This is a genomic window from Pseudooceanicola aestuarii, from assembly GCF_010614805.1.
Taxonomy (GTDB): Bacteria; Pseudomonadota; Alphaproteobacteria; order Rhodobacterales; family Rhodobacteraceae; genus Pseudooceanicola; species Pseudooceanicola aestuarii.
In genome coordinates this window covers 325,297-344,187 of sequence record NZ_JAAFZC010000001.1, presented here as the reverse complement: position 1 = coordinate 344,187, position 18,891 = coordinate 325,297, and the positions used below count along the sequence as shown (strand labels likewise).

The following is an 18,891-nucleotide window of genomic DNA, read 5'->3' as shown; positions in this document are numbered from 1 at the left end:
TTGTGTCGTGCGGCGCGCTCATGCCAGCCCGGCCTCTTTCATCAGGCGCTGTGCCTCGTCGGCTTCCAGCCGGTCGCGACCTGCGCCGTCGACGGGCACGCGACCAACCTCCAGAAATAGCGGCGCGGCCAGGGGGGTGACGCGGCCGGGGCGGATATGGTCGATCCGCCCTTCGACCCGGCGCAGCATTCCCTCGATCCTGGCGAAATCGACAAGGCCGCGCATCGCCTCGGTCCGGGTGATCCGCATCAACAGATGATCAGGATCGTAGCGTAGCAGCGTGTCATACAGGATATCGGACGAGAACGTCGCCTGTCGGCCAGATTTGCGAACCTGGGGCAGGTTGCGCTGAATCAACCCCGAGATCGTGGCGGCGCCGCGAAAGGTCCGTTTCATCACCGCGTTGCCCGCCAGCCAGCCATCCAACCCGTCGCGCAGCCGGGTCAGATCAAACAGCGGCACAGGATCGCCTGCCGCTTCAAGGCCCCAGATCAGCGTGGCGTAATCGGTGGCGACAAATCCCAACGGCGCCAGCCCGTCCTCCTCCATCCGCTTGGTCAGCAGCAGGCCCAGAGTCTGCTGGGCGTTGCGCCCGGCAAATCCGTAGACGCACATGTGTTCGCGCCCCTCGAAAGGGAAGCTTTCGATCAGCAGCCGGCCCGGTTCCGGCAGGCGTGACATCTGTCGGTGCAATTGCAGCCACTCGGCGGTGGCTGGCGGTAGGCCCGGCCAGCTGTCCTGTTGCAGCATTCGCAGGATGCGGTGCGACAATTGTGTCGATGTGGCGAACTTGGTGCCCGAAAACGTCGCGATCCGGGGTTTGCGGGCGGCATCGCGAGACACTTCCACCGTCATGTCGCGCAGACCCTCGTAGCGTACGATGCGCCCGCCGATCAGGAAAGTATCGCCGGGCGAGAGTGAGGCGGCAAAGCTTTCTTCCACCTCGCCCAGGGGCTTGCCGCCGCCGCGCCGCAGACGAACCTTGAGCGTGTCGCTGTCCTGGATCGTGCCGATATTCATGCGGATCAACTGTGCCGCGCGGGGGTCGCGCAACTGCCATTGGCCGTCCGGGGTCTGTTGCAGGCGCTGCCATTTGTCATAGGCGCGCAGGGCGTAGCCGCCGGTGGCGCAGAATTCCAGGCAATCGTCGAAAGTGGCGCGGGTCAGCCCGGCATAGGGGCCGGCGCCGCGCATCTGGGCGTACAGGGCATCGGCATCAAAAGGCCCGGCGCAGGCCCGGATCAGGATGTGCTGGCACAGCACGTCCAGCGGTCCGGGGCCGCGCGGGTCGCCATCCAGATCGCGGGCGGCCACGGCGTCCAGCGCGGCGCGGCATTCGATCACCTCGAACCGGTTGGCTGGCACCAGCAACGCCTTGGACGGCGCGTTGTAGCGGTGATTGGCGCGCCCGATTCTCTGCACCAGGCGTTTGACGTTCTTGGGGGCGCCGATCTGGATCACCAGGTCCACGTCGCCCCAGTCGATGCCCAGGTCCAGCGAACCGGTGCAGACCACGGCGCGCAGCCGTCCCTGAACCATGGCGCGTTCGACACGCTCACGCTGTTCGCGATCCAGCGATCCGTGGTGGATGCCAATCGGCAACGCGTCCTCGTTCGCCAGCCAGAGGTTGTGAAAGAAGATCTCTGCCTGAGCGCGGGTGTTGTGGAAGATCAGGGTGATGCGGTGCTGGCGGATCTGTTCCAGCACGGCGGGAATGGCATGGGCGCCGCCACCACCGGCCCAGGGTGGCGCGCTGTCGGTCTCCAGCATGGCGATGTCGGGTGCGGGGCCGGGATCGGCGTGCAGGATGGCGCAGGGATCGCTCTCATGGGCCAGGAACCGGGCGATGGCTGCGGGGTCTTCGACTGTGGCGGACAGGCCGACGCGGCGCAGGCCGGGGCACAACGTCTGAAGCTGCGCCAGCGCCAGCATCAACTGGTCACCGCGTTTGCTTTCGGCCAGGGCATGGACCTCGTCCACGATGACCCGTTGCAGCCCGGCGAAGGTCCGGGCCGCATCCTCATAGGAGGTCAGCAGGGCCAGGCTTTCGGGTGTGGTCAGCAGGATATGCGGCGGGTCGGCGCGCTGCCGCCGCTTGCGCGAGGATGGCGTGTCTCCGGTGCGGTCCTCGACCCGGATCGGCAGGCTCATGTCCTCCACCGGGGTGGAGAGATTGCGGCGAATGTCCGCCGCCAGCGCCTTCAGCGGAGAGATATAGAGGGTGTGCAGCCCCTGGTGACGACCCTGCGCCAGTTCGGCCAGGGTGGGCAGGAACCCGGCCAGCGTCTTGCCGCCGCCAGTCGGCGCGATCAGCAGCAAGGCGGGTTCCGCCGCGCGGTCCAGCATCTGCTGCTGGTGGGGGTGGATGGTCCAGCCTCGGCCGGCGAACCAGTCGCCAAAAGGGTCGGGAAGCGCGGTCATGGATTCCCGAATACAGGAACGCAACGCGAACATCCAGCCCTTGGCATCGGCTCAACCCAGGTCGGGGCCCAGCCGTTTGCGCAATTCCGCGATCTGCGGCGCCAGCCGGGTTTCGCCCTTCTCCGTCGCTTCTTCTGCCCAGACGGAGAACCGTTCCAGCAGGGGGTGAAAGGTCTCTATTTCCTCGGGCGACCAATTGGACAGGAAATCGCCCAATACCAGGAACTTGATCGTGCGCACCCCCCTGATCACCGCCCGGCCCTTTCGGGTCAGCTCGACGATGGTGCGGCGGGCGTCCTGCTGGCTGACCGCGCGGCTGACATAGCCCTGCGCGATCAATTCGCTGACCAGTCGCGAGGCGCGGGACGGGTCGATCCCCAGTCGCGACGCGATGGTGGAGACCATGGTTTCCCCCGGATCCTTTCCGAATTCGTTGGACGGACCCCAGATCGCCATCAGCACATCCAGCTTCGGGAGGTCCAGATCGCTGTCCAGCCCGAGATCGCGCAGGGCCATCTGGCCCAGCTCCCGCTTCTGGATGCGCCGCCGCCATGCCTGAAGGATGGCATCCAGCGCCAGCGCTTCCCGTGCGGTGTCCGGCGAGATTCCGGATTCCGCCAGAAAGGCTATCATCTCTTCGTCCCGGCTGCCGATGGTCTGTCCTCCTGTTGCGTGCGGGCGAGATACATGCTCTTGACATGTAATTGCAAGCGGCACATATTTCATCCCGAAATCGACCCAACCGAACACGTCTCTGCGGATCGAAAGGCATTCGAATCTGGAATGCCTTGGACCGCGAGTCAATGATGGTGACCGCGTGACACGTCCCGACGACCAACCAATCGACACCCCCGATCCGAAAACGCTTCGGATCGTTCTTGTTACTGTTGCCTTTACACTGTTCCTGGCGTCAACCGGTCATACGATCGTGACCACCGCCTTGCCCGAGATCGTCAGCGATCTGGGCGGGCTGTCCTACATCTCCTGGGTGGTGACGGCTTATCTGCTGGCCTCCACCATCGGAGCGCCGATCGCGGGCAAGCTGGGGGATATGTACGGTCGCAAGATCGTGCTGCAAGGCGCAATCGGCGTCTTTCTTCTGGGCGGGATCGTCTGCGGATTGGCCCGCAACATGGAGATGCTGATCCTGGGTCGGGTGTTCCAGGGCCTGGGCGGCGGCAGCCTGATCGTGGTTTCCATGGCGACCGTGGCCGATATCCTGCCACCCCGCGAGCGTGGCCGGGCGCAGGGCGCGCTGTCCAGCGTGTTCGGCCTGTCCACGGTACTGGGGCCGCTGATCGGCGGGTTCATCGTGCAGAACCTGGGCTGGCATTGGGTGTTCTTCGCCAATTTCCCCGTGGGGCTGCTGGCCTTTTCGGTTCTGACCAAGACGTTGCAGCGCAGCACCGACCGCACGCCGCACAAGATGGATTTCATGGGCGCGGCGCTTCTGGCGGTGCTGTTGTCCTCGACCGTGTTGCTGGCGAACCTTGGCGGCACCGTCTATTCGTGGAGCAGCCTGCCGGTGCTGGTGCTGCTGGCCGCCGCGCCGTTGGCGCTTGTCGGGTTCATCTCGGCCGAGCGTCGGGCGGCTGAACCGGTGATGCCGCTGGACCTGTTCCGCATCCGCAATTTCCAGGCCGCCAACAGCGTCAACCTGCTGGTCGGCATGGCGATGTTCGGGACTGTCGCCTTCATGCCGATGTTCCTGCAAGTGGTGAAGGGCGTGCCACCGGTGGACAGCGGCCTGTACTTGGTGGCGATGATGCTGGGGCTGATCGGCACCTCGTTTTTCTCCGGGCGCTACATCACGCGCTACGGGCGCTATCGGATGCTGCCGATCCTGTCGACCATGCTGCTGACGGTGGCGATGTTCCTGATGTCCACCATCGGGCCGGACACGCCGATGCCGGTGATCGTGCTGTACCTCTTCCTGACCGGGATCGGTATCGGCCCGACGATGAGCGTCGGTGTCGTCTCCATCCAGCTGTCGATTCCGCGCGCGCATCTGGGCGTCGGCACTGCCAGCGCCAACATGTTCCGCCTGACCGGCGGGTCGATCGGCACGTCGATCTTTGGCGCAATCTTCGCGGTCGGGTTGGTGGACCACGTCGCGCCGCTGTTGCCCGGTGGGCTGGACGGGCGCGATGCCGTCACGACCGAGATGATCGCCGGGCTGATGCCGGGCCAGAAAGAAGCGGTGATCCAGGCGTTTTCCGACGCGATGACGCCGATCTACCTGGTTGCATCTGTTCTGGCCGCGCTGGCCTGCCTGGCGGCGCTGCGGCTGATGGAGCACCCGATCGACAGCGCGCAGGCGGGCACCGCCCCGGCGGAATAGGCCCCGCCGGACCAGGGCCGGCGCTCGTGGCACGGCAGTGCGGCGATCATTTCACGATCCGCTCGTCCCGAACGAACATGTTGGCCCAGGCGCGGTCGATCAGCTCTGGCGTCATCTGGTAGGGAATCCCCTCGAATTCGCAGATGGAAATCATCTGGTCGATCAGGAACACCGGCTGGTAGTTGGCGTAAACACTGCCGATGGTGGGATATTTCACCCGCAGCAGGTGAATCAGCGCGGGCTCGGACAGGGGCATTTTCTTCTTGCGGGCAACCAGGGCAAAGATCTTCAGGAAATTCTCCTGATCCGGGCCGTCGATCTTGATCTTGAAAAAGATCCGCCGCAGCGCCGCCTGATCGAAGATCTCGTTCGGGTGAAAGTTGGTGGAGAAGATCACCAGCGTGTCGAAGGGAACTTCGAATTTCTCCCCCGATTGCAGGGCCAGGATGTCCTTGCCTTCCTCCAGCGGGACGATCCAGCGGTTGATCAGGCTTTGCGGTGGTTCCGACTGGCGGCCCAGGTCGTCGACAATGAACACCCCGCCCGTGGCCTTCATCTGAAGCGGCGCCTGGTAGGTGCGTGCCACGGGGTTGTAGCGCAGGTCCAGCATGTCCAGCGTCAGTTCGCCACCGGTGATCACCGTGGGCCGCTCACAGCGGATATAGCGCGCATCATAGCGGTTGGCCGAGCGGCGCAGCTGGGTGGGGTCGTCGGTCTGTTCCTCCGCCGCGCTGTGCACGATGGGGTCGTAGACGGTGATCACCTGGCCGGAATAGCTGATGGCGCGGGGTACGTAGATCTTGTCCCCCAAGGCGTCGCGTATGCCGTTGGAAATGGAAGACTTGCCGTTCCCAGGCGGGCCATACATCAGGATCGACCGGCCCGAGCTGACCGCCGGGCCCAGCGTGCCGATCAGGTCGGGCGGCAACACCAGGTGCCCCATGGAGGCGACAAGCTGATCGCGGGTGATGCGGATATCCCGGATCGACTGGCGGCGGATCTGCTGTTGGTACACCTCCAGCGGGACGGGCATGGCACCGTAGTATTCCGATTGCGCCAACGCATCCAGTGCCCGCGCGCGACCGTTCTCCGTCAGTTGCCAACGGATTTCCGGGCCGCCGCCGCCAGACATGTTGCCGGCGCTTTCCAGCAGCATCTGTTCCCGACAGATATCCACCAGCTCCTGTGCAACGGCGGCGGGCAGGCAGATCGCCTCTGCGATGTCGGTGACGCATTCGATGCTTTTGCGAAAGATCGTCTTGATCACGAGGTCGCGCATCATCACCACCGGCAGGCGCATGTCCTCCAGCGTGCGGGGCAGGGGCGGGGGTTGGACCCCGCGGGGAAATTCCATGTTCATGTCTCTGCCTCTGGTTTGTGCAGGCCGCAATGTTGACCCTATACGCAAAAACACTGGCGAAATCGTTTACTGTCCGCCTATTGTGCCTAAAAAACCCAAGAGGACAGTATGATTAAGGCACCGGCGGGACAAGTTTGGGGCATCCTGATCCTGTCGCTTGCAATCCAGGCGGGAATTGTCGCGCTGCGCGGCGGGCTCTATTTCGGGGTCCATGAGGGTGACATGCTGCACCTCATCGAGATCTCGGAACGCATGTCGCGCGGCGCTGTGGCGCATGTGGATTTCGAGACCCCGATCGGTGAATGGGCGGTGCGGCCCATTGGGTTGCTGATCCAGGCGGGGCTGCCCCTGGGCCAGGCGATGCTATGGTCGCAGATCGCGGTGGCCGCGCTTTTGGCCCCGGCGGTGGGTTGGGTCGCGATCAGCCGGTTGTCGCGCGGTGCGGGGCTGATGTGGTGCGTCGGGATGGTGTCATTGATCACGGCTGTAATCTACGGCGGGACTGAGATCTACCTTTCGTTTTCAATGCATTACAATCGCTGGGCCTGGGCGTTGGCGTTGCTGGTGGCGGCCTTGGTGCTGATCCCCGGACCGACGGGGCGGCGCGCGCTGATCCTGGATGGCGTGGTGATCGGCCTGGCCATGGCGGCGTTGGCGGTGGTCAAGATCACCTTTGCCGCCGCGTTGTTCCTGCCGGTGGTGCTGGGGTTGATCCTGCAACGGCGGGGCGGCAGCATCCTGTGGGCGGTGATTGCGGGGCTGGGTCTGTTGGCGCTGGTCACGGCGGAGCATGGGCCGGGCTATTGGCTGGCCTATCTGGACGACCTGCTGGTGGTTCTCAACTCCGACGGGAGGCCCTATCCCGGAGAGCCTTATGCCAGAACGCTGTTGTCGCCGTCGTTCACCATTGGAACCCTGCTGGTGATCACGGCTGGATTGATGCTGCGCGCGCGCAAGGGGCAGCAGGCCACGGGCCTGATTGTGCTGATGTTCCTGCCGGCCTTCGCCTATGCCAGTTTCCAGAATTTCGGCAATGACCAATTGTGGTTGACGGTCTTCGCGTTGTGTCTGTTCACGCTCTCGGCGCGTCCGGGGCTGGAGAGGCAGGCTCGGGCATTGCGGGCCATGGCGTTGGTGGCGCTGGTGGCCATCGGGCCAGTTGCGCTGAACATCGTTTACAGCCCGTTGCGCCATCTGCTGGAACCGGCGGGCAATTATACCCGGCTGTTCCCGGACCGACCCGAGGCCACCGCGCTTTACACGATTGAAAACCGCACCCTGCGCAGCCGGGCCTCCGTGCCGCTGATCCCGGCGGGAGAGGACGCGTTCACCTGGGCCGGGCAGGACTTCGCGGATTGCGAGCTGGATTCCGGGTTCACGCCGTTGTTCCGGGCGATGAACGCGCAGTTGGCAGCGGGCGGACATGTGCAGGATAAACAGCCCTTTGTCGCGGATATCTTTGCGCCGCATTGGCTTTACACCGGGTGGGCGCCGCTGGATCACGGCGCGCCGTGGTACTACGATGGTCTACCGGGGATTGCAGATGCGGAATATCTGCTGGTGCCGACCTGCCCGTCCAGCCGCGTCATCCGGCGCGATATTCTCGATCTGATCCCCGAGGACCAGGCCGTGCTGGTGGAGGCGACGGACCTTTACGCGCTCTTTCGGCTGCAAGGTCAGGTGAACGCGCCCAGCAACAGGTAGCCCGCCAGCGTCGCGCCCAGTGGGAAGCCCATGGGGAAATCGCCCTGCCGCTGCCAGCTTTCCCAATCGGGGGCCAGGTTGCGGAGTGGGGTACGCTGGGCAATGCGGTGGCTGGCAAAGGCGGCCAGCAGGATGGCGGCGGACATGGCGATCAGCAGCCGCAGATCCGCCGGGTCGATATAGGGCGCGGCGGCGGCGATGAATTTCGCATCTCCCGCGCCCAGCAGCCGCATGGCATTGGCAACGATCCCGACCACCAGAACCACTGCCAGCGTCAACAGCCGCCAGCCATAGGTTTCAAGCGGATAGAGAAATGGCCCCAGCAGGATGAACACCGCCGCCAGTGCCAGCACCGCATAGTTGGAAATCCGCATCGCCCGCAGATCCGTCCAAGCCGCATGGGCGCAGATCGGCAGGACGAAGGGCAGAAAGACCAGTGCCACCATCTGGGGCAGGGCAAGCATGATCTGCCCGGCCTAACTGCTTTCCAGCGCGCGCAGGCTGCGCACGGCGGCCTCGAAATGCTGGGGGTGCGTGTCGATGGCTTCGCGAAGCAGGGATTTCCCCGTCTCCACATCGCCTTGCTTGACCGCCGAAAGGGCGAGGGTGTGCAACAATTGCGCCCGCTCGTCCTGTTGCATGGGAATTACGGGCAGGGTGTAGTTGCGCTGCGCGCCTCGGGCCAGGACGATGTTGTTCTTGGCGGTGAACAGGGACGGGTCCTGCCGCAGCGCATCTGCGAACAGGCGTTCGGCGGCGGTGTAATCGCCACGCGTCAGCTTGGAATAGCCCCAGTTGTTCATCACGCCGGCGGGTTTCGTCGTCAGCCCGGTGGCGATTTCGTAGAAACTATCGGCCTTGTCCCATTCCTTGTTGCTGTCGGCGATCATCGCCTCCAGCCGGTAGCGTTTGTAAGTCTCGTAGGTTGGCGGGATCTCGTCCAGCGCCTTGTCCGCACGCATCCAGTCACCGGCGCGGATCAGCGCGTCGGCGTAGTCGACCTTGTCTTCGTGGGTGGTGGCGGGCATCTGCGTGATCGCGGCCCAGACCGGCACCGCCTCTGTCGCGCGGTTGGCGCGGATCAGCGATTGGCCCAACCCGCGTTGCAGGTCGATCCGGTCGGGGTTTTCCGTCGTGCTCCGCTTGAAATAGGCGACGGCCTCGTTCGGGTCACCGACCGTCAGCATGATATCGGACAGATTGCTTTCGTCGACGACATTCACCTCCTGAAAGGCGCGTTCGACCTCGTTTCCGCGGGGCTTGTCACAGGCGGCCAGGGCCCCGAGGGCCAGCAATGCCGTGACAAGAACAGGGGATTGGCGCATCAGATGCGTCCTTTACTGCTGCCTCATGTCAGGGTGACTTGCGGATCTCGTATGCACCTTGTCCGCTTGGCACCACCTGAAATTCTTGTTCGTTGCCGCCATCATATCCGGCTTCGTCCATCAACGCGAGGGCATTGCGCAGATTGTCGCGGATTGCGGTACTTTCGCCATTGTCCAGCGCGTAGGCGCGTTTGAACATCTGCGCCGCCTCGGCGTGATCGCCGCGTTCCATCAGCAGCTGGCCCAGGTTGTTCCAGGTTTCGGGATGGGCGTCGGTATATGTGACGGCGCGGCGCAGCTGGCGTTCGGCCTGGCCCAGCCGGCCAAGCCCCAGGTTGGCAGAGCCGAGACCGGCGTAGATTTCGCCGGTCATGCCGTCCTGCAACGCGGCGCGGGTATAGGCCTCCAGCGCGAGTTCGAATTCCCCGGCGGCCAGCAGACGATTGCCCACCAGCACGCCGTCCACGGCATCGGCGCGGTGATCCACACCGGGCGCAAAGGGCGTGTCGCCAGCCCGTGGCCCCGCAGCGCAGCCCGCCAACAGCGCCAGAAGACAAAGAAACGCGCAGCGGGTCAGGGCAGGAGGCATCGGGATCCGGGTTACTGGGCCATGTTCTGAATGTTCACGATGGACGGTCCCATGAGAATGATCAAGAGCGGCGGCACCGTCAGGCCCATGGTCGCCAGCGTCATCTTGGTCGGCAGCTTGTTGGCCTTTTCCTCGGCACGCATGACGCGTTTGTCCCGCATTTCGGCACCGTAGACCCGCAGCGCGTCGGCGATCGACGTTCCGAAGGTCTGCGACTGGATCAGCACTGTCACGAAGGATGAGATATCGGCCACGCCGCAGCGTTCGCCCATGTCCGCGAGCACGGCGGCCTTGTCCTTGCCGGCCTTGATCTCGTGGCTGACCATCTCGAATTCATCAGCCAGGTGTTCGTAGGAGGCGCGGATTTCCTTGCTTACCCGAATGATGGCCTGGTCCATGGATTGCCCGGCCTCGACGCAGACCAGCAGCATGTCCAGCGCGTCGGGAAACCCGTCCTGGATCTGCTGCTTGCGCTCTTCGACGCGTTTGCTGATCCAATATTTCGGGAAGATGTAGCCGATGGCGCCCGGGCCGATGATGTACATGATGGTCTTTTGCGTATCGGGATTGGAATGCGACACGAACAGCAGAAAGTAGACCACGCCCGCCACCAGCCCCAGAATGCCCAGGGCGAATTGCGCGAAATGATAGAACCGCACCGCATCGCGGGAGCGGTAGCCGGCCTGCAACAGCTTCAGCTTGATCGCGGAATATTCTTCCTCGTTCTGGGGTTCGAGGAGGGAGGAATATTTTTCCAGCTTCTCGTTGCTCTTGCGGGCGCGCAGGCGCTGTTCCTTGGACGGGTTCCCGGCCTTGACGGCGGAATTCCCCGCCTTCAGCTTTTCCAGGGGATCGTCTTCTTTTTTCAACAGGAAGGGCAGGGTGACGAGAATCAGGAACAAGCCCAGCCCGCCCACCGCGTAAAGCGGCCCCATCGGTCCCATCACTCCGGTCAGAACATTCATCGCGGCGTTCATTTCCTGTCTCCTCAGACCTTGATGTTGACCATGCGGCGCATGATGATGAGGTTCGCCACCAGAAACAGCGCGACCGCGATGCAGCTGGGGACGAAATACGGATGGTCCAGAACTTCGTCGTAGTAGTTCGGATCGGTCACGGTGATCACGATCAGCGCCAGCAGCGGGAAGGCCGACAGAAAGTTGCCGGACCATTGGGCTTCGGCGGTGATCGCCTTCACCCGGCGGAACAGCTTGAACCGGGCGCGGATGACAGAGGCCAGGCCGGCCAGCACCTCGGCCAGGTTGCCGCCCGATTGCTGTTGGATGGTCACCGCCACGGCGAGGAAACGCAAATCCTGAAGGCCGATGCGGTCGGCCATGTCCTTCATCGCCTCGCCCATGTCGCGGCCATAGGCGGCCTCGTCCGAGATCATTCCGAATTCGGAGGCCAACGGATCAGAGACCTCCTTGGCCACGATTCCGATGGCGGAGGAGAACGGATGCCCCACCCGCAACGAGCGCACGATCAGTTCCACCGCGTCGGGCAATTGTTCCTCGATCATCGACAGGCGCTTCTTCGCTTTGCGTGAAATCCAGAAGTAGACCGCCCCGATGCCGATCGCGACGGAGGCGAACAGGCGCACCGGCACCGCAGTTTCCGTGCCGATGGTCAGGCCAAGAAAGGCCACAACGCTCAGCCCGCCCATGATCATCATCAATTGTCTGGGGGTAAATGCGATGGCGGCGTGCTGGGCCTTTTCGGCCAGCAGGGAATACAGCGGGATCTGCCGCGCCGCCATGTGCTGTTCCATCTCCTTGCGGAGCTTTTCCAGCACCTCTTCGCGGCCGGTGCCCTTTTCCAGCATTTCCAGGCGGCGGTTGACGCGGCTGTTGAGGTTGATCGACTTGCCGAAGACAGTCAGATACAGACCTTCGACGAGGACCAGCACGCCGATGAAGATCAGCGCATAGATGACGGGTTCGGCGCTCAGGGCCATTTTGCTCAGCTCCCGTTGGAGGGTTCGAAGATGGCGGCGGGCAAGTCATAGCCCCACATCTTGAACCGTTCGGAAAAGTTGCTGCGCACGCCGGTGGCGGTGAAATGCCCGAGGATCTTGTTCTCCGGCGTCAGGCCGACGCGCTGGAAACGGAACACCTCCTGCATGGAGATGACTTCGCCTTCCATCCCCGTCACTTCGGTGATGGAGGTCATGCGGCGCGACCCATCCTGCAAGCGGCTGGCCTGCACGATCAGATGCACGGCCGAGGAAATCTGCGCCCGCATCGCTTTCAGCGGCATGTCGATGCCGGCCATGGCGATCATGTTTTCCAATCGGGACACCCCGTCGCGGGCGGAGTTGGCGTGAATGGTGGTCATCGAACCGTCGTGGCCGGTGTTCATGGCCTGCAGCATGTCGATGACTTCCTCGCCACGCGTTTCCCCGACGATGATCCGGTCAGGGCGCATACGCAGGGCGTTTTTCAGACAATCGCGCGGGGTGACGGCGCCACGGCCCTCGACATTGGGCGGACGGCTTTCCATCCGGCCGACATGGGTCTGTTGCAGTTGCAGTTCTGCCGTGTCCTCGATCGTCAGGATACGCTCGCTGTTATCGATGAAGGACGACAGCGCGTTCAGCGTGGTGGTTTTGCCGGACCCCGTCCCGCCGGAAACGATGATGTTCAGCCGGGTGGCCACAGCGGCCTGAAGATAGGCGGCCATTTCTTCGGAGAAGGCGCCGAAATTCACCAGGTCGTCGATGCCCAGCTTGTCCTTCTTGAACTTCCGGATGGAGACAAGCGACCCGTCCACCGCGACCGGCGGCACCATGGCGTTGAAACGCGATCCGTCTTTCAGCCGCGCATCGACATATGGGTTGGATTCGTCCACCCGGCGACCAACGGCCGAGACGATCTTGTCGATGATCCGCAGCAGGTGCTTTTCATCCTTGAAGGTGACGTCGCTCAGTTGCAGCTTGCCGTCCCGCTCGATGAAGATCTGGTGCGGGCCGTTGACCAGGATATCCGACACCGTGTCGTCCTTGAGCAGGCTTTCCAGCGGGCCCAGACCCTTGACCTCGTCGTAGAGCTCCTGGTTCAGCTGGGTGCGTTCTTCGCGGTTCAGAACGATGCCCTTGTCCTGCAAGACCTCCGTGGCGATGGAATTGATCTCCATCCGAAGATCCTGTTCGCTGGCAGTGTCCAGTGCGGCCAGATTCAGGTTGTCCAGCAAGGCGCGGTGCAGGTCCAGCTTGATCTCCGACAGCCGTTCCTTGCGCTTGCGCGACTTGTCGGCGGCGGCAGCCTCGGCCGGGGCGCGACCGCCGGGCATCGGCTTGCGCATGATGCGGGCCGGCTCGGCCGTGGCGATGGGTTTGGCCTGGCGCGGCACGGGCGCGGCGGTGGGTTCGGGGCGCGGCCGGGCCGTCGGTGCGGTGGCGGGGGGGAGCGCCTTGGGCGCTGCGCCGTCCTTCTTGTAGCGTGAGAACATCGTGACCTGCCTTTACGCTTCTACCGCCTCGGCGGAATGCTCGATTTCCAGGATCGTCTGCGCCAGCTTCACGATTTCCTTGCGGAGCGGGTTTTTCGTCGCGGCCTGGGCCAGCGGAATGCCGTGATCGGCCCCGTGCGTGACCTGTCGGCCGCCGTCGGGCAATTGCAGTTCGATCGAGATATCAAGGCTTTCCGCCAGGCGAGACACCCGGTTCCGGCCCGTGATATCGGTGAATTTCGGGGCGCGGTTCAGAACGTACCGCAGTTTCTCGATCGGCAGTTCCTCGGCCAGGAAGGCGCGCTTCAGGCGCTGCGCGTTCTGCGCCGACCTCATGTCCATCTCCATCACCGCGAAGTAAAGCTGCGATTCGTTCAGCACCGTCTCGGTCCATTGGACGACGGTCTTGGGCATGTCGACGATGACGATATCGAAATGCGAGCGCGCCATGGCGATGATCCGGGCGATATCTTCACTGGTCAGCAGATCCAGAGGCAGCATTTCCGTCGGGGCCGTCAGAACCTGCACATTGTCGCTGAAGGTCATGAGGGCCTGACTGAACACGTCGTCGTCCAGCGCCTCCGTGTCCGACAGCATCTCGTAGACGGCTTCGCGCCGATCCAGGTCGAGATAGGTGCCGACCGACCCGAATTGCAGGTCGAGGTCCAGGATGCAGACGCGCGGCATCTCGCGCGGCTCGGACTTTTTGCGCCGTTTCTTGGGTTCGCCCAATCCGGTGGATAATTCATAGGCCAGGTTTACCGCCAGAGTTGTGGCCCCGGTGCCGCCCGCCAGGCCGTGGATGGCAAGCACGACACCGTTGCGATCGCCACTGCGACGCCCGGTTTTCGTCGGGGCCGGCGCCTCGGGGATCGGATCGGGAGTGCGGATGCGGTCGATGGCCGATTGCAGCTCTGCCTCGGGCAGGGGGTAGGGGACGAATTCGTCCGCGCCCCGGCGCAGCAGTTGGTGCAAGGCGGCGGGGCTGACGTCCTCGGCGATCAGGATGACCTTGATACCGTGCTGTTTCGCCTGGGCGATCACCTCACCCAGCAGGGCCAGGTTGTTCTCGTCCTCGGCGTCGATGGCCATGGCGACGAATTCCAGCGCATCGGCTTCGGGCTGGTTGAAGAACATCAGCGCCTCGGCGAACCCCAGGTCGCCCCAGCGTTCGCCCATGGCGGTTTCCATATCCTCGATCAGCAGGTCGAACCCGTCGGGCTCCCGGCGGATCGTGCACGCCTCGATCGGGCTGGGTTCCATCTGCACTGCCGCTGTCGCGCTCATCGCCTCTATCCCTTCACATGCTGCGCTCCGCCCATGGTTGTGGTCATGTGACCAGTCTTCCGGGGGGCATCCGACTCGTGTCGGTCGCTGTGTTCACCTTGAAATTTCGCTGAACATCTGGGCGAGAATGGGGCCAAAAAGCCGAATTAATGGGGTCTAAGATAGTCGCCCCAGAGGCTGTTTCGGTCTGTGTGATCGCCAGGTGTGCGTGACCGGAATCCGCTGTTGGACGGGGCGGAACTCGCTGGAAATGACCGTCTACGCAGTCAATTCGGTTCTATTCGCCGGTTGCGCCCACTTCCGCGCCGGACAATTGCGTCGCGCTCTGCGCGCTTTGGACATAATCGCGATAGATGATTTGGGCATATTTGCCGTCGAGCACGTTCTTGTGACCATCGACGAAGGCCAGAACCTCGGTCACCGTCCGGCGATTCTGACGCTCGGGGCCGGGGACGGGAATCACCGGCTGCGTCTCGCCATAGGAAACGACTGCCTCCAACCGCGACCGGCTGATGCCGCGCGTCGCAAAGAAGGAAACCACCGCCTGGGCCCGGCGCAGCCCCAGCCTCTTGTTGTAGGCATTGGTGCCGACCGCGTCGGTATGGCCATAAACGCGGAAGCGGACTTCGGGGAACTGGCGGATCCACTGCGCCTGCTGGGCCAGCACGGTCTGTGCCTGCGCATCCAGAACAGCGGAGTTGAAAGCGAAGGTGACGGTGGTGTCGACCTCTTGCGCGAAACGGGTGCCCAGTTGGTGCAGATATTGTCCGGTCATCACCTGATGATTGTGCATCTGGGAATTTCCGAAATACCCGCTGTCCAGTTCGGCGCCGGCTTCGCGGTGGCTGGAGGGGCCGCACCCGGCCAGGGCCAGGGCAGCGACGAACAGCGCAATCTGGGACGTCCGGTGCATCGTCTTACTCCATCACATAGCCGTAGGAGCCGTTGAAATCCTGCCTTGCAACCTCTCCCGCCGCGCCTTTCAGCTTGCGGCCCTCGCCGCCGGCTGTGCGGCCGAACAGGAACAGATCCTTTTCCGACGGCGGCTTGATCCGGTCCGTCGGCAGGGCCAGCACGTCGCCCCGTGTCGGTGTGACCAGGTGGGCGGTGATGATGATCACAAGCTCCGATTGTGAACGCTGATACTCGGCGCTGCGGAACAGCGCCCCCAGCACCGGCACATCCCCCAGCCAGGGGATCTGGCTGTTGTTGTCGCTGAAATCGTCCTGAAGCAGCCCGGCGATGGCGAAACTTTCGCCATCGCGCAATTCCACCGTGGTGGAGGCTTCGCGCCGGGAAAAGGCATCGATGCGGAAAGCGTCCAGCTCAAAGCCGTTGGAACTGTCAATGGCAGAGACGGCGGCCTTCAGCTCAAGGTTGATCAGATCCTGATCGACCACGCGCGGAATAAAGTTCAGTTCAACGCCGAAGGGTTTGAATTCCACCGACACGGCGCCGTCGGTCTGCGAGACCGGCACAGGATATTCGCCCCCGGCGAGGAACTTGGCCTCCTGTCCTGACAGAGCGGTGAGGTTCGGTTCCGCCAGGGTGCGCACGACGCCCTTGGATTCCAGCGCTTCAAGCAGCAGCCCGACCTCGACCGCGCCGGCGTTGAACCCGAACATCAGCGCGCCGCTGTTGTCGTTGGAGCTGGGCAGCGTCCCGCCCAGGATGTTGGCCTGGTTGTCGCTGGTCACGCCCCGGCCCGTGCCGCCGGACAGGCCCAGCCCGCCGCCGAGGGCATTGCCGCTCAGCCCCAGGGAACTGGACAGGGATTTCGACACGCTGCGCTGCATCTCGGCAAATCGGACCTTCAGCATCACCTGCTGAATACCGCCCACCGCCATCAGGTTCGACACCCGGTCCGGCGCATAGCGTTCCGCCAGATCCAGCGCGCGCTGCAATTTCTGCGCAGAGGTAACAGTGCCCGACAGGACGATCCCATCATTGGCCGTGCGTACCTCGATCTTCTCGCCTGGCAGGATCTGACGCAGCCGTTCCTTGAATTCCGACACGTCGGCAGAAACAACGACATCGACATTGGTGATCAACCGCCCCGTGGCATCCAGCAGGGTCAGCGTCGTGGTGCCCGGCGATTTGCCCAGCACGTAGATCGTTTGGTCGGAGAGAGAGGAGATATCGGCGATCGCAGGGTTGGCGATGCTGAGTTCGGCAAAGGGCACGTCGCTTTCGACGACCACGGCGCGGTTCATCGACACCGCCAGCCGGGAGGCCGCACCCTGTTGCACGATCTGCAACCGCTCTGCCCGGGCGGGCAACGCGGTGGCCGCACCAAGCGCGACAAGGCCCAGGAGGGCCGCGTTCAAGAGTGTTCTGACTGCCATTTGACCCGCCTCTCGAAGTCGGTCACGCCGGATCTTTTGCCCGATCTGAATGACATACTGCGCGAAATCGCCATTTCGCGCAATAAACAATAGCTTTGACGGCGTGCCGTATGTGGATAACCCGCAACAGGGGCCGGGGTCGGGGCGCAGCAATGCCGCGCCTGTTCCCGGCAATCAATTCGTGCAGGGGATGACGATGTTGGCGACCTCTGCCCCGCGCCGGGTGCGGATGGTACACACTCGTTCCTCGGGCATGGGCTGGTCCTGGCGCACCTGTTGCGGCGCTTCTTCGGGCAGGCCGAGCAGCATACGTTGGTCGATTTCGATTGCCTCGGCGATGGTTTCGTCGTCGAATCCGACAAGCGACAGGGTCAGCTGACCAGTGGATTGCGCCTGCGCCAGGGCGGCGACCTGTTGCGGGTTCACGGCCACGGTGACAGTTCGTGCGATCCGGGTTTCGGTCTCGTCCTTGCTGGCGGACTGGTCGACGGCGATCAGCTTGATCCGGGTCTGGATCAGCTTCGTCACCTCGCCTCGGGAATCGTCCACGTCGCCGGTCCAGTAGACATCGACGTGATCTCCCGGCCGCAGGAAGCCGGACACGCCCGACGCAACATCGACCGAGATGGCAAAGGCCCGCATCCCGCGTTCCAGCCGCGAGATCACGCCGACCTCTTCACCCGGTTCGGTGATCTTGATCGCCATCAGCGGCTCGTCCTTTTCCATCGCGCGGCGTACGTAGCGCGGATCGCGTTGGTCTTCGGGGAACAGCACATTGGCATCGACAAAAGCACCTTCGGGCACAGCGTTCATGGGCCAATCGACCGCGCGAACGTCCTCTGCTGTGAGCCGCTCTCCGTAGGCGAGGGTCCGCGTCGCGACAAAGACGGGCACGGTGGCCACCTCGTTGCGGCCGGCACGTTCCTCTGCCAGCGCGGATTGGTAGACCGCCATGCGCCCCTGGACCATGTAGACGGCGAAACCGGCCAGGGCCAGGCCGGCGATCAGAACAAGTCCAAAAACACTACGCATATCGGTCACCTTTTAAGCATTACGGTTTCCACCCCGGCCCGGAACAGCCCGGAGCAGGGAATATCTGTCGCTGGTCAGGCGCAGCTCTCGCTGGTGGGCGATCAGAACTGGTAGCCATCCAGGAAAGCGGTGATCCGGTCGGTCAGGGTCGTCGTCGCGTCGGTCATCGAGGCTACGACAATGGTCGCCAAGGTGATCATCAGGGCGCACAAGACCACCCAATCGACAGTGACAGCGCCGTTTTCACGCCGGAAAAATAGTTTGAGTCGTTCCTTCATGAAACCTCTCGCTACTGGCGGTTGCGAGCGCACGGACCCCGATGGACAGAGCGCAGAGGCCGCGCCCGTGGGACGGACGCGGCCTCGAACCACTTGGGGTCACCCAGGTCGACTTATGCAAGTTGCCGGGGACCCTCCAACACTCAGTTGTTGGAGCCGCCGATGGATGCGGTGCTCATGTGGTCTTTGATATTGCCGGTCATCTCCGTAGCGCCGCCTTCGATGGCGGTGTAGGCTGCGCCGCCCAGGGCGATGACGGCTGCGGTCAGCACGACCCAGTCAACCGTAACTGCGCCGTCTTCGTCGTTGCGGAAGTTTTTGATGAAGTTAAGCATGGTGGTCCCTCCAAAGGATCAGATGATTGATTTTTCATTCGCGCCGGTCTGGTCTCTGGTCGCCCTGCTCTCTCTAACTTTGGGCCACCACCTTCGCGGTACATGGACATATAGCCGTTGGATTGGGGCATGAATTTGGCGCGATTCGTACGAAATTTGTGAGTCCCCGCTTTCGGCCCGAAAGAGAGGGCAAGCATCTGAAAAAATGCGGGAAAAAAGTGGAAAAAGCGCTGAAATCGCCTGTAGCGGACTGTTTTGGCGGGGATTCATGGCCAAAAGCGGATCAAAGCATTCGGATTCTGCCGCGCTTGCGGGGAATTGTGGTAAGAATGAAGCCAATGAGAACGGTCAAACCGGCAAGGTATCGAGCAGATGAAGCTGATTTTCGCGTCTGTGGGCCTTTGGGCCGCGATTCTGGTGGGCA

At 63.3% G+C, this 18,891-nt stretch carries 17 protein-coding genes; 2 read left to right on the top strand and 15 right to left on the bottom strand.

The window, feature by feature from the left end; all coding sequences use genetic code 11:
* Window positions 1-18: 18 nt before the first annotated feature.
* Both G5A46_RS01465 and G5A46_RS01460 read right to left on the bottom strand, forming a co-directional pair.
* Window positions 19-2,421, bottom strand: coding sequence for a ligase-associated DNA damage response DEXH box helicase (locus G5A46_RS01465; protein WP_163846614.1), 2,403 nt, complete (start codon window positions 2,419-2,421; stop codon window positions 19-21).
* Between the two features lie 51 nt (window positions 2,422-2,472).
* A complete protein-coding gene (locus G5A46_RS01460) occupies window positions 2,473-3,054 on the bottom strand; it encodes a MarR family winged helix-turn-helix transcriptional regulator (RefSeq protein WP_163846612.1) in 582 nt (193 codons plus the stop codon).
* Window positions 3,055-3,238: 184 nt separating this feature from the next.
* Here G5A46_RS01460 and G5A46_RS01455 point away from each other — a divergent pair, with 184 nt between their 5' ends.
* A complete protein-coding gene (locus G5A46_RS01455; RefSeq protein ID WP_163846610.1) occupies window positions 3,239-4,762 on the top strand; it encodes an MDR family MFS transporter in 1,524 nt (507 codons plus the stop codon).
* A 46-nt stretch (window positions 4,763-4,808) separates the two neighbouring features.
* Here the strand turns inward: G5A46_RS01455 and G5A46_RS01450 are convergent, their stop codons facing one another.
* Entirely contained in the window at window positions 4,809-6,122 is a 1,314-nt protein-coding gene (locus tag G5A46_RS01450; protein WP_163846608.1) for an ATPase, read from the bottom strand.
* A gap of 108 nt (window positions 6,123-6,230) precedes the next feature.
* Here G5A46_RS01450 and G5A46_RS01445 point away from each other — a divergent pair, with 108 nt between their 5' ends.
* Complete coding sequence (locus tag G5A46_RS01445) at window positions 6,231-7,826, top strand: hypothetical protein (RefSeq protein WP_163846606.1); 1,596 nt, start codon at window positions 6,231-6,233, stop codon at window positions 7,824-7,826.
* Here the strand turns inward: G5A46_RS01445 and G5A46_RS01440 are convergent.
* From G5A46_RS01440 to G5A46_RS01390, 12 genes are all read right to left on the bottom strand, one after another.
* Window positions 7,799-8,290, bottom strand: a complete 492-nt coding sequence (locus tag G5A46_RS01440; protein WP_163846604.1) for a prepilin peptidase — start codon at window positions 8,288-8,290, stop codon at window positions 7,799-7,801. The genes G5A46_RS01445 and G5A46_RS01440 overlap by 28 nt on opposite strands.
* A gap of 12 nt (window positions 8,291-8,302) precedes the next feature.
* Window positions 8,303-9,151 carry a tetratricopeptide repeat protein gene (locus G5A46_RS01435; RefSeq protein WP_163846602.1) on the bottom strand — a complete coding sequence of 283 codons (849 nt, stop codon included), beginning with the start codon at window positions 9,149-9,151 and terminating at the stop codon, window positions 8,303-8,305.
* A gap of 28 nt (window positions 9,152-9,179) precedes the next feature.
* Window positions 9,180-9,740 (bottom strand): tetratricopeptide repeat protein, encoded by a 561-nt coding sequence (locus G5A46_RS01430; RefSeq protein WP_163846600.1) that lies wholly within the window; start codon window positions 9,738-9,740, stop codon window positions 9,180-9,182.
* 11 nt (window positions 9,741-9,751) lie between these two features.
* Window positions 9,752-10,717 carry a type II secretion system F family protein gene (locus G5A46_RS01425; protein ID WP_163846598.1) on the bottom strand — a complete coding sequence of 322 codons (966 nt, stop codon included), beginning with the start codon at window positions 10,715-10,717 and terminating at the stop codon, window positions 9,752-9,754.
* 11 nt (window positions 10,718-10,728) lie between these two features.
* Entirely contained in the window at window positions 10,729-11,697 is a 969-nt protein-coding gene (locus G5A46_RS01420) for a type II secretion system F family protein (RefSeq protein WP_204318674.1), read from the bottom strand.
* A 5-nt stretch (window positions 11,698-11,702) separates the two neighbouring features.
* Entirely contained in the window at window positions 11,703-13,190 is a 1,488-nt protein-coding gene (locus G5A46_RS01415) for an ATPase, T2SS/T4P/T4SS family (RefSeq protein ID WP_163846596.1), read from the bottom strand.
* Between the two features lie 12 nt (window positions 13,191-13,202).
* Window positions 13,203-14,477 (bottom strand): CpaE/TadZ family protein, encoded by a 1,275-nt coding sequence (locus G5A46_RS01410; RefSeq protein ID WP_163846594.1) that lies wholly within the window; start codon window positions 14,475-14,477, stop codon window positions 13,203-13,205.
* Between the two features lie 277 nt (window positions 14,478-14,754).
* A complete protein-coding gene (locus G5A46_RS01405; protein ID WP_163846592.1) occupies window positions 14,755-15,390 on the bottom strand; it encodes an OmpA family protein in 636 nt (211 codons plus the stop codon).
* 4 nt (window positions 15,391-15,394) lie between these two features.
* Window positions 15,395-16,822 carry a type II and III secretion system protein family protein gene (locus G5A46_RS01400; protein WP_163846590.1) on the bottom strand — a complete coding sequence of 476 codons (1,428 nt, stop codon included), beginning with the start codon at window positions 16,820-16,822 and terminating at the stop codon, window positions 15,395-15,397.
* 174 nt (window positions 16,823-16,996) lie between these two features.
* Window positions 16,997-17,854 (bottom strand): Flp pilus assembly protein CpaB, encoded by an 858-nt coding sequence (cpaB, locus tag G5A46_RS01395; RefSeq protein ID WP_163846588.1) that lies wholly within the window; start codon window positions 17,852-17,854, stop codon window positions 16,997-16,999.
* 101 nt (window positions 17,855-17,955) lie between these two features.
* Window positions 17,956-18,132: a hypothetical protein gene (locus G5A46_RS19615; protein ID WP_204318673.1), complete on the bottom strand. Its 177-nt coding sequence runs from the start codon at window positions 18,130-18,132 to the stop codon at window positions 17,956-17,958.
* Between the two features lie 143 nt (window positions 18,133-18,275).
* Entirely contained in the window at window positions 18,276-18,467 is a 192-nt protein-coding gene (locus G5A46_RS01390; protein WP_163846586.1) for a Flp family type IVb pilin, read from the bottom strand.
* Window positions 18,468-18,891: the final 424 nt, after the last annotated feature.